This window comes from Escherichia sp. 94.0001 (assembly GCF_013369155.2).
GTDB classification, from domain to species: domain Bacteria; phylum Pseudomonadota; class Gammaproteobacteria; order Enterobacterales; family Enterobacteriaceae; genus Escherichia; species Escherichia coli_F.
The window spans coordinates 21,272-32,121 of record NZ_JABWMS020000053.1 but is presented as its reverse complement, the minus strand read 5'-3'; the positions used below and the strand labels follow the sequence as shown (position 1 = coordinate 32,121).

9 protein-coding genes are annotated in these 10,850 nt (G+C 53.0%); 3 read left to right on the top strand and 6 right to left on the bottom strand.

Annotated features, from left to right (window positions below; all coding sequences use genetic code 11):
• Positions 1-177: 177 nt before the first annotated feature.
• From HEN33_RS18960 to HEN33_RS18945, 4 genes are read right to left on the bottom strand one after another with little or no spacing between them, the layout of a single operon-like run.
• Positions 178-1,074 carry a carbamate kinase gene (locus HEN33_RS18960; RefSeq protein WP_176262716.1) on the bottom strand — a complete coding sequence of 299 codons (897 nt, stop codon included), beginning with the start codon at positions 1,072-1,074 and terminating at the stop codon, positions 178-180.
• The gene (locus tag HEN33_RS18955; RefSeq protein WP_176262715.1) at positions 1,071-1,886 is read right to left on the bottom strand and encodes a DUF2877 domain-containing protein; all 816 of its coding nucleotides are present in this window, start codon (positions 1,884-1,886) and stop codon (positions 1,071-1,073) included. Before HEN33_RS18955 ends, HEN33_RS18960 begins: the two co-directional genes overlap by 4 nt.
• Positions 1,887-1,896: 10 nt before the next feature.
• The gene (locus HEN33_RS18950) at positions 1,897-3,156 is read right to left on the bottom strand and encodes a YlbE family protein (protein WP_176262714.1); all 1,260 of its coding nucleotides are present in this window, start codon (positions 3,154-3,156) and stop codon (positions 1,897-1,899) included.
• 9 nt (positions 3,157-3,165) lie between these two features.
• Complete coding sequence (locus HEN33_RS18945) at positions 3,166-4,833, bottom strand: acyl-CoA synthetase FdrA (protein WP_176262713.1); 1,668 nt, start codon at positions 4,831-4,833, stop codon at positions 3,166-3,168.
• A 316-nt stretch (positions 4,834-5,149) separates the two neighbouring features.
• Here HEN33_RS18945 and allD point away from each other — a divergent pair, with 316 nt between their 5' ends.
• Genes allD through allE form a run of 3 tightly spaced genes read left to right on the top strand, consistent with a single transcriptional unit; the run spans position 5,150 to position 8,252 of the window.
• Positions 5,150-6,199, top strand: a complete 1,050-nt coding sequence (gene allD, locus HEN33_RS18940; RefSeq protein WP_176262712.1) for an ureidoglycolate dehydrogenase — start codon at positions 5,150-5,152, stop codon at positions 6,197-6,199.
• Between the two features lie 21 nt (positions 6,200-6,220).
• Positions 6,221-7,456, top strand: a complete 1,236-nt coding sequence (allC, locus tag HEN33_RS18935; protein ID WP_176262711.1) for an allantoate deiminase — start codon at positions 6,221-6,223, stop codon at positions 7,454-7,456.
• A gap of 10 nt (positions 7,457-7,466) precedes the next feature.
• Positions 7,467-8,252 carry a (S)-ureidoglycine aminohydrolase gene (allE, locus tag HEN33_RS18930; RefSeq protein ID WP_000540959.1) on the top strand — a complete coding sequence of 262 codons (786 nt, stop codon included), beginning with the start codon at positions 7,467-7,469 and terminating at the stop codon, positions 8,250-8,252.
• Between the two features lie 128 nt (positions 8,253-8,380).
• On the opposite strand, the gene glxK is transcribed toward allE, so the two are convergent.
• Both glxK and HEN33_RS18920 read right to left on the bottom strand, forming a co-directional pair.
• The gene (gene glxK / locus HEN33_RS18925) at positions 8,381-9,526 is read right to left on the bottom strand and encodes a glycerate 3-kinase (protein ID WP_176262710.1); all 1,146 of its coding nucleotides are present in this window, start codon (positions 9,524-9,526) and stop codon (positions 8,381-8,383) included.
• A 21-nt stretch (positions 9,527-9,547) separates the two neighbouring features.
• Positions 9,548-10,849 (bottom strand): uracil/xanthine transporter, encoded by a 1,302-nt coding sequence (locus HEN33_RS18920; protein WP_148048135.1) that lies wholly within the window; start codon positions 10,847-10,849, stop codon positions 9,548-9,550.
• Position 10,850: the final 1 nt, after the last annotated feature.

The following is a 10,850-nucleotide window of genomic DNA, read 5'->3' as shown; positions in this document are numbered from 1 at the left end:
CCGGTACCCATTGTAGGCCTGATAAGACGCGTCAAGCGTCGCATCAGGCATGGTGCGCCGATTACCGGATGCGGCGTGAACGCCTTATCCGACTACCAATCCGGTACCCATTGTAGGCCTGATAAGACGCGTCAAGCGTCGCATCAGGCATGGTGTGCCATATGCTGGATGCTCCCATCACGACAGCGAAATACAGGTCCCCGCTTCGCCCGCCAGCGTCTCTTCAATCCGCGATAACGCCCCAATCCACGCAGGTTTACCACGGCTTCTGACATAGCCACTTACCGCCGTCACCTTCGGTCCCATCGCCCCATCGGCTTTGGCAAATGGCGCTAACTCATCCGGTGTGGCATGGCGAATGGCGCGTTGCTGCGGCGTTCCCCAGTTTTCATAAACCGCGTCAGCATCGGTGAGGATCACCAGTCCATCGGCATTAATCTGCTCGGCAAGCAACGCCGCGGCGAGATCTTTATCAATCACCGCTTCACTCCCTGCTCCGTCATCCGTCACCGGAACACCGCCGCCGCCACTGCAAATCACCACATGCCCCTCTTTGAGCAACAACTCGATGGCTTCACTGTCGAGAATTATACGCGGTTGCGGAGACGCCACCACCCGGCGTAAATATTTACCATCACGTTTCATCTGCCAGCCATAAGCCGCTTCCAGTGCCTCTTGTTCTTCTGGCTGATAAACCGGACCGATAAACTTCTCTGGCTGCAAAAACGCCGGATCATCAGGCGAAACTTCAATGCGCGTCAGCACCGTCGTGACAGGCGGCATCTGCGGCTGCGCGCTCAAACTCTGCGCCAGCATATAGCCAATCATGCCCTGGCTTTCCGCCACCAGCACATCCAGCGGATACGGTTCTACCTCTTTCCACGCCAGATTCTGTAACGCCAGCAGCCCCACCTGTGGCCCGTTGCCGTGAACAATCGCCAGCCGATAAGAACGGGCCAGGCGCGCCAGTGCGGGTACAGCACTGGCAATGTTGCGATATTGATTTTCTGCCGTCAGCGCTTCGCCGCGCTGGAGTAAGGCGTTGCCCCCAAGAGCCACAACCAGTGTTTTCATGGTGTTCCTTGTAATAATTGTTGACCAAGCCAGAACCCCAGCAGCGTATCTGCCCCTGACGTATGCCCCAGCGCCAGCAGCGAATCAATCGCCACAGCGGTACGTTTCGGGCAACTCAGAGCATGAACAAAGTGCAGGAGTGGCGAGGCGAAATATCCTTGCGCGGCGTAACGTAAATAATTAACGCTCACCGCCGTGGTAACGAGTTGAAGATTGTCGGAACAGGCAAAAAACGGGCGACCGGAGCGCGCATCTAAAGCGCCATAATACCAGGCTGCCAGCAGCATTCCGCTCAACGTGTCATCATGACTCGGCGTTAATCCGGGGCCTTTACCCAGCCAGTGCCGCCAGTCGGTCTTAACGCCATTGAGCGCGGCCTGAAAACAGTGACGAAACTGGCGTAATTCAGCAGGCAGCGGATCGCCTGCCGCCAACGCCAGTGGCCCGAAAAGCCCGGTTTCCTCCGCGCGTTGCATCCATGCCGCTGCAAGCGGTTGAGGATGCGCAGGCGGCGTAATACGCAGCAAACAATAACGCTGTGGCTGTTTAACCGTGAAACGCCCGAGGCGAATCCCTTGAGCCATAACCTGCGGTCGTTCATTGCCGCATAATCCACCGCATAACGCATCGAATTGTGCGCGGCGAAGCACCCATCCTCCGGGACCGAAACCACTTCCCTGACGATGTAGCGTTAACAGTTTGCCGCTTTCTGTCAGCAGATTAATCGCCCGCCGCCAGATGCCCGCTAACCGCCAGGACTGGCGATAGTCAGGTGCACTACGACTGGCAAGCAGAGGATGGATGATCGTCATTGCGCGTTCCTCAACCAATCCCCATGCTTTCAGCCAGAGCTTCCAGCGCCTGTTCAAAGCACGCCAGCGGTGCCCGCACAGTGCCTGCACCAATCTGCCCGATCCCCGCCTCTTTATGGGCGATACCCGTATTGATGAGTGGTGTAATACCGGTTTCTACCACGCGACGAATATCCAGCCCCAGACACGCGCCCTGGAAATCCCAGCCAGGGATCTGCAACTGCATATTGCGCTCAAGGAAGATTTCTGCCATCTCTTCAGATACTGCTCTGGCTGCTTCCATACCACCCGCACCGACAAAGCGTGTTACGCCAGGGGCGGCGATCATTGCCGCACCACCGATACCAAAGGTTTCGGTAATCGCGCTATCGCCCATATCCGGGTTCGCCTGCTCCTGCGAGAAGCCGGTGAAAAATAGACCTTGGGGAGTGTTTACAGGCGCAGTAAACCAGCGTTCGCCCAGCCCGCTGACCCGAATCCCGAACATATTGCCGTTGCGGGTCATAGCCGTGACGATGCTGCCTGCGCGGATCATCGCACCAGCATCCATCGCCGCCTTGCAGTAAGCCATCGCGAGGTTAAGGAAGAACTGATCGGTCACGCTGAGGAAATCCATCACTTCCGCGATGTGTTGTTTATCATGATCGAGGCGAGCAATTTGTGGGGCCAGCGCACGCATTAACAGTGCTGAGGAAGCAATATTGCGCTGATGAAACTCATCGCCCATGGTAATGCCCTGCGCCATCATCGCGGTGAGATCGATACCGCGCTCCATGCGCCCCAGCGCCGCGCTTAATACTGGCATTAACACATCGCGCATCCAGCGATGGCGAGTCAGGACATCTTCGCCGTAAGCGCCAAAACGCATCACTTTACCGATACCTTCATTGAGGTTGCAGTACGCCCGATTGCCGTCGGTCACGTTCTCGACCACCAGCATCGGCATACTGGCAGAAGTAATGCCGCCCATTGGCCCGACAGCATTCACATGGTGACAAGGAATGAAGTTCACTTCCCCCTGCTCCAGCATTGCCAGTGCCTGCGCTTCATCTTTCGCCCAGCCTTCAAACAGACATGCGCCCACACATGCCCCTTTCATGGGTCCGGTCATCTCCTGCCAGCGCATCGGCGACCCGGCGTGAAGCAGTGTTTTACCCTGATTTAATTCATTAATGAGTGAAGAAGCCGGTTGCACATCCAGCCAGTGTGGACGAGCGCGACGAATTTGTTCGATAACCGCAGCATTGGCTTGCGCCACTGATGTAAACATGGGAACCCCTTATTGCAAACGTTCTAATAAACGAGCCAGTTTTTTATTGCCGCCAGCGACTGGTGACCATTGGTAATGCACAACCGGTTTGCTGGCGCTTTGTAGTTCCAGCGCAAAGCTGCGTAACCCGATGTTAATCACGGCGACGTTTTCCAGTAGTGACGGTGTGTGTTGCTGTGTGGCAGGCGAGAGCGGATGAATTAACGCCGCCGCCAGCAAGGTGGCTTCTGGCAGCGAACTCACTACCGCGATCCCCGCATCTTCCAGCGTGGCGATTTGTTGCGAGCGGCATTGCGGGTCACGTTCAGTGCCTGTCACTGTGGCAATGGCATACAGTGGTTGATTGTCTGAACGCGCGGCACAGGCTTTTTGCCAGGCGCTTACCAGCGAGGCTGCAGGATCGGTGGTCGCACCGAAGCCAATCACCACATCAAGCAGCAATACGCGCACTTGCGGTTTAGCGCCGAGATCGGCAATTAACTGGTTGCGTAAGGTTGGGTCAATCATCGGATGGGGACGCCCGACGGTGTAGAAATCATCGCCGAGGTCAATGATCTGGTGACCATCGGCGTCCAGCATCATGCCGTGATGATGCGCATCGTCGGCTACCACGCCAAGATGCCTGGCAAGTAATCCCGCCGCTTCGGCGGCCAGCGTACCGCCGGTATACAAGCCGCAAATAAGTCCGCTGCTGACAGGTGCTATTGCGTTACGTCGCGCCGTAATGCGTGAAAGCAGGCAAGCCAGACGCGCGGCCTCATCCAGCGAGGAGGCAAACCAGACATTTTCGTCGCGGGCCACCGCCGGGGTATAACCTAAAAACAGCGCCACCGTCGGTTTGCCGGTTGCTTTCATGGCATTAACAATTTTCAGACGCACAGCTTCGGCAGGCGGTTTTGAAACAAACGCCAGCACTTCGCTTTTCGCATCGGCGCTTAACATTTCCAGCGCCGTTAGCGCACTGATGCCGCCCACGTCACGGCTGAGGTCGCGCCCGCCAAGACCAATCGCGTGAGTAATTCCCTCACCTGCCAGTGCAATCTGCGAACACAGTTCCTGAATCCCGGTACCGGAAGCGCCAATGACGCCAATGTTGCCTTCCGGCATCACGTTAGCAAAAGCCAGCGGCGTGGCGGCAATCATCGATGTACCGCAGTCCGGCCCCATCACCAGCAAACCTTTTTCCCGCGCGCGGGTTTTAAGTTGGATTTCATCTTCCAGCGTGACGTTATCGGAGAACATCATCACGTTGAGGTTGCGATCCAGCGCCTGGTTCGCCAGTTCCGCCGCATACTCGCCAGCCACTGAAATCAGCGCCAGATTGGCATTGGGTAATTTCTGACTGGCACTGTCCCAGCGACGTACCTGCGTCAACGCCTGGCTGCTGCCTGTACCCTGTGCCAGTTGTTTTAGCGCCTCTTCAAGCTGCCGCATAATCGCCTGCGCGATACCTGCATCCGCCGCTTCGCTACGAATCGCCACGCAAATATCGTTCGGCGTGGCGTGATTAAAATCGTCATGCCAGAAACCTGTAGTCTCTAATAACGCTTTATTGGCGGGCGTACCCATCATTACGGAAACATCATCAACATTTTCTGATTCGCTGAGTTTTCGTGAAATAATCATTAAACTGACTGAATCCTGAAAACACCCTTTTTTAATAAAGGCGTGGATCATAACAACTCCTTAAAAATTGCACCCATGGCAATTGCACGAGCAGTGTTAATGTGGCGATTACGGTATCGATGACAACGAGTAAATAAGGTGATGAATATCACACAGACATTATTAACAAAAGAATTCAAATAACCGCCAGACTATTACGCATTATTTTTTAATAAGCATGGTTGTTTTAAAAACCAGGTTAAAAGCGAGCGGATTATCAAATAAATTCTAACTATATTTTTTTGCCTGTCTGGATCACATAATCCAGATATTTTCCCTGTATGTTAATTGCAGTCATGCTTCACACCGTCGTTAAAAAGGAAGACAGATGAAAATCAGTCGGGAAACACTCCACCAGCTAATCGAGAATAAACTCTGCCAGGCTGGGTTAAAACGTGAGCACGCTGCAACCGTGGCTGAAGTATTGGTTTACGCCGATGCCAGAGGGATCCACTCTCATGGCGCGGTGCGCGTTGAATACTACGCAGAGCGCATATCAAAAGGCGGCACCAACCGCGAACCAGAGTTTCGTCTTGAAGAAACCGGACCGTGCTCGGCAATTTTACATGCCGACAATGCCGCCGGACAGGTCGCGGCGAAAATGGGCATGGAACATGCCATCAAAACTGCCCAGCAAAATGGCGTTGCGGTGGTCGGTATCAGCCGGATGGGTCACAGCGGCGCAATCTCTTATTTTGTACAGCAGGCAGCCCGCGCCAGGTTAATTGGCATTTCGATGTGCCAGTCCGATCCAATGGTGGTGCCGTTTGGCGGCGCGGAAATTTACTACGGTACTAACCCACTGGCCTTTGCCGCGCCGGGAGAAGGCGACGAGATTCTTACTTTTGATATGGCGACTACCGTACAGGCATGGGGAAAAGTGCTCGACGCCCGCTCGCGCAATATGTCTATCCCGGATACCTGGGCGGTCGATAAAAACGGTGCACCAACAACCGATCCCTTCGCGGTTAACGCCCTGCTCCCGGCTGCCGGACCGAAAGGTTATGGCCTTATGATGATGATTGACGTCCTCTCAGGCGTCTTACTCGGCTTACCGTTCGGGCGACAGGTTAGTTCGATGTATGACGATTTACACGCCGGGCGTAATTTGGGGCAATTACATGTAGTTATTAACCCGAACTTTTTCTCCTCCAGCGAATTATTCCGTCAACATCTTAGCCAGACCATGCGCGAATTAAATGCCATAACCCCCGCGCCCGGTTTTAACCAGGTTTATTATCCCGGACAGGATCAGGATATTAAACAACGCAAAGCCGCCGTCGAAGGCATCGAAATTGTTGATGATATTTACCAGTATTTAATTTCCGACGCGCTTTATAACACGTCATACGAAACGAAAAATCCCTTTGCGCAATAATTGTTGAGACAGGACTTTCTTATGATTACACATTTCCGTCAAGCCATAGAAGAAACGCTGCCCTGGCTTTCCTCTTTTGGCGCTGACCCAACGGGTGGAATGACCCGTTTACTTTATTCGCCGGAGTGGCTGGAAACCCAGCAGCAATTTAAAAAAAGAATGGCAGCAAGTGGGCTGGAAACACGTTTCGATGAAGTGGGGAATTTATACGGCCGCCTGAACGGCAGCGAATACCCCCAGGAAGTGATTCTGAGCGGTTCGCATATTGATACCGTGGTTAACGGCGGTAACCTCGACGGGCAATTCGGCGCGCTGGCGGCGTGGCTGGCAATTGACTGGCTGAAAACGCAATACGGCGCGCCGTTACGTACGGTCGAAGTGGTGGCAATGGCGGAAGAAGAAGGCAGCCGCTTCCCGTATGTCTTCTGGGGCAGTAAAAATATCTTTGGGCTGGCGAATCCTGACGACGTGCGGAATATCTGTGATGCCAAAGGAAATAGTTTTGTCGATGCAATGAAGGCTTGCGGATTTACTCTGCCGAACGCCCCACTAACTCCGCGCCTGGACATCAAAGCCTTTGTCGAACTGCATATCGAACAGGGTTGTGTGCTGGAAAGTAATGGTCAGTCAATTGGCGTGGTGAATGCGATTGTCGGGCAACGTCGCTACACGGTGACGCTGAACGGCGAATCAAACCATGCAGGCACCACGCCGATGGGTTATCGTCGTGATACGGTTTACGCTTTCAGTCGCATTTGCCATCAGTCAGTTGAGAAAGCGAAAAAGATGGGCGATCCGCTGGTGCTGACCTTTGGCAAGGTGGAGCCGCGCCCGAATACGGTGAATGTAGTGCCGGGTAAAACCACGTTCACTATTGATTGTCGTCATACCGACACTGCCGTGTTGCGCGATTTTACCCAACAGTTAGAAAACGACATGCGGGCGATTTGCGATGAAATGGACATTGGTATTGATATCGATTTATGGATGGACGAAGAACCCGTGCCGATGAACAAGGAGCTTGTCGTCACCCTGACAGAATTGTGTGAAAGCGAAAAACTGAATTACCGGGTAATGCACAGTGGTGCCGGGCACGACGCACAAATTTTCGCGCCTCGCGTGCCGACCTGCATGATTTTCATTCCCAGCATCAACGGGATCAGCCATAACTCGGCGGAACGCACCAATATTACCGACCTTGCCGAAGGGGTCAAAACGTTGGCACTCATGCTTTATCAACTTGCCTGGCAGAAATAAGGAGTTATAAATGGGATATTTAAATAACGTCACCGGTTACCGCGATGATTTACTGGCTAACCGTGCGATTGTTAAACACGGTAATTTCGCGCTGCTAACCCCGGACGGTCTGGTAAAAAATATTATTCCGGGCTTTGAAAATTGTGACGCGACAATCCTCTCCACGCCAAAGCTGGGGGCCTCTTTTGTTGATTATCTGGTCACACTGCATCAAAACGGCGGCAACCAACAGGGCTTCGGTGGTGAAGGAATTGAAACGTTCCTGTATGTGATCTCTGGAAATATCACTGCCAAAGCTGAAGGGAAAACATTTACCTTAAGCGAAGGTGGCTATCTTTATTGCCCGCCAGGCTCCTTAATGACGTTTGTTAACGCCCAGGCCGAAGACAGCCAAATCTTTTTATATAAGCGTCGCTATGTTCCGGTAGAAGGTCATGCGCCGTGGCTGGTTTCTGGCAATGCCAGCGAACTGGAACGCATTCATTATGAAGGCATGGACGATGTTATTCTGCTGGATTTTCTGCCCAAAGAGTTAGGTTTTGATATGAACATGCATATCCTCTCTTTTGCGCCAGGTGCCAGCCACGGTTATATCGAAACTCACGTCCAGGAACACGGTGCCTATATTCTTTCCGGTCAGGGGGTTTATAACCTCGACAATAACTGGATCCCGGTGAAAAAAGGCGATTACATCTTTATGGGCGCTTATTCCTTACAGGCTGGTTATGGCGTAGGACGTGGTGAAGCGTTCAGCTATATTTACTCGAAAGATTGCAACCGTGATGTTGAGATTTAAGTCATACCACTCGCCTGATTATTTTTAGCTATGTTGGATTTTGCCACGGTTTATACCGTGGCTTTTTTTGTAGTCAATTCAGGTAAAAAAAGATGCGATATAAATCGCATCCGCTTTAAAGGTAAGAGTCAGTTTTTAATTCCCTGACCTATTTTAATGGCGCAGGCAATATTTCGCGCACTGTTGAAGAGATTGGTTTCACCGCTGGCGAGCACTTCGGCTAAAGGTGCCAGACGTGGCAAAATGCTGAATACCGCGTCAATGCCGTACTGGTGCACCACTTCCACACCATCACCCAATACACCAGCAATCCCAATCACCGGGACATTAAACTGCTTCGCCACCGACGCCACGCCCAGCGGTGCTTTACCGCCTGCCGTTTGCGAGTCGATGCGTCCTTCCCCGGTGATCACCAGCGCTGCGCCCTGCACCGCCTGCTCCAGGTTGACCGCCCGCAGTACAATCTCAATACCCGGTTTAATATCCGCATTGAGGAATACCGCTGCGGCAATTCCCATGCCTCCGGCAGCACCGCCGCCCGCCATCTGGCAGACGTTGATTTCGGTTAGCTGTTGTAAAACACGGGCGTAATTTTGCAGCCCCTGTTCCAGTTCTTCGACCATCTCCGGCGTTGCCCCTTTTTGCGGGCCAAACACCGCCGCCGCACCGCGTGCCCCTACTAACGGATTATCTACATCGCACGCTACTTCAATATGGCAGTGCGCCAGACGCGGATCGCACTCCTCCATCTCAATGCTTGCCACGCGCGCTAAATTGCCACCGTTAGCCGCCAGCGCCTGACCGTCGGCATCAAGGAAACTCGCACCAAGCGCCTGCGCCATGCCCATACCGCCGTCGACCGTCGCGCTACCACCAATGCCGAGAATAATATGGCGAATACCGTTATCCAGCGCATGACGAATCAGCTCGCCAGTGCCATAACTTGACGCCAGCAACGGATTACGCTTCTCAGGCGCGACCAGCATCAGGCCACTTGCCGCCGCCATCTCAATCACCGCCGTTTTCCCGTCGCCGGTAAGGCCATAAAAAGCATGCACTTTTTCGCCCATCGGTCCACAGACTTCAAGCGTCACAATGTTGCCGCCCGTCGCGGCGACCATCGCATCCACCGTTCCTTCGCCGCCATCCGCTATCGGCAAACAGATATAGTGCGCATCGGGAAATATGGTCGAAAACCCGGCTTTAATTGCCTGACAACATTTTTCTGCACTTAAGCTCTCTTTAAACGAGTCTGGCGCAATGACAATCTTCATTATCAATCCTTTTTCAAAAAATTATTCTATACGTTCCCACGGAATAAGATTATCCATAAGAACAGCCAGTAAAATTCCGACCAGTAAGCCGTTACTGAGCAGAGGGCGAAGCGTTAATGGAAGGTCTTGCAGATACACAGGCGGTAATGCCATTAAAAATATGCCGACAAATAACGGCAATGCGAGTCGATAAATATTGCGAGCAGTAAATGTTATTTGTTGGCTAAATACCAGCGCGGAAAAGAGTAAAGGCAGATAAGAAACTAGCATGACCGCGCTACTCACCGGTAAGGGGATACTACAAAACAGTCGCGTGAGTGCCGGAACCAGTGCCACCAGCAGGCAAATAACGCTGCCATAAATAAACGAACGCCGCGTGTAATCGCCAGTCTGGGTTAATAAACCAATGGATGAAACAAACGGTGAAAATGGAATTACCGCCAGCGGCACGGTTATCAGCGTCATAAATCCGGTCGCCACAAAGCTGCGACGATAACGCGTATTCCCCGCGCCCTGTTGCGGATAAAAAACATCCGTGCCACGAATCGCACCGTAGGTATTGCTGATATTTACCAGACCTGTAATCACCGCTGTCAGAATAATCCCCGGCGACAAAGCACCGCCACTGCCGAGCGGGAACCACTGCCAGTGCAACTCACCGGAGAGCGAATGCGAAGAAGGAAAGCAAAAGTACCACAACAACCAGCCGGTTATCGTACCAACCAGTAAGCCGTAACGGGCAAAACGTTGCGGCAGAAAAATAATCATTGCCAGTACCAGGCACATCACCGCGACCGAGAGCGCGAACGGCGGTAACTGAATTTTAAAATTCGGGTCGGCTATGCCAAACGGCAGGCCGAGCATACCTTTGAAAAAGATAGTGGTCAGCTGCGCGCCCAGCATCAACATAAACAAGACCATCACCGACGGCGTAAATAACCGCGCCAGACGATGACCTAATCCGCTAAAACCAATCAACATCGTCAGCACGCCAGAAATCGCAATCCCCACCGCCAGACTGGTAGCGATATCGTTGATCGGGGTCCCGCGCGATGCTTCGCCAAGGGTGATAGTAAGGATGGTTCCCCACCACAGGCCGCCCGGACCTTCCATAATAGCGCGACGATGGCCGCAGAACGCCTGAGCGAAACAGGCCAGCGCGGTAGCAAGAAAAGCATATTGCGTGAGCGTAAGCAGGCTACTTTGCGGCAACTGAAAAGCCGAAAGTAGCGTAGGAGGAACCACAACCGTGTTGCAAAAAATAAAGAAAAACCACTGAAATCCTGATAACAGGCTTTCACGGCTCACTGCAAAATTGAACATA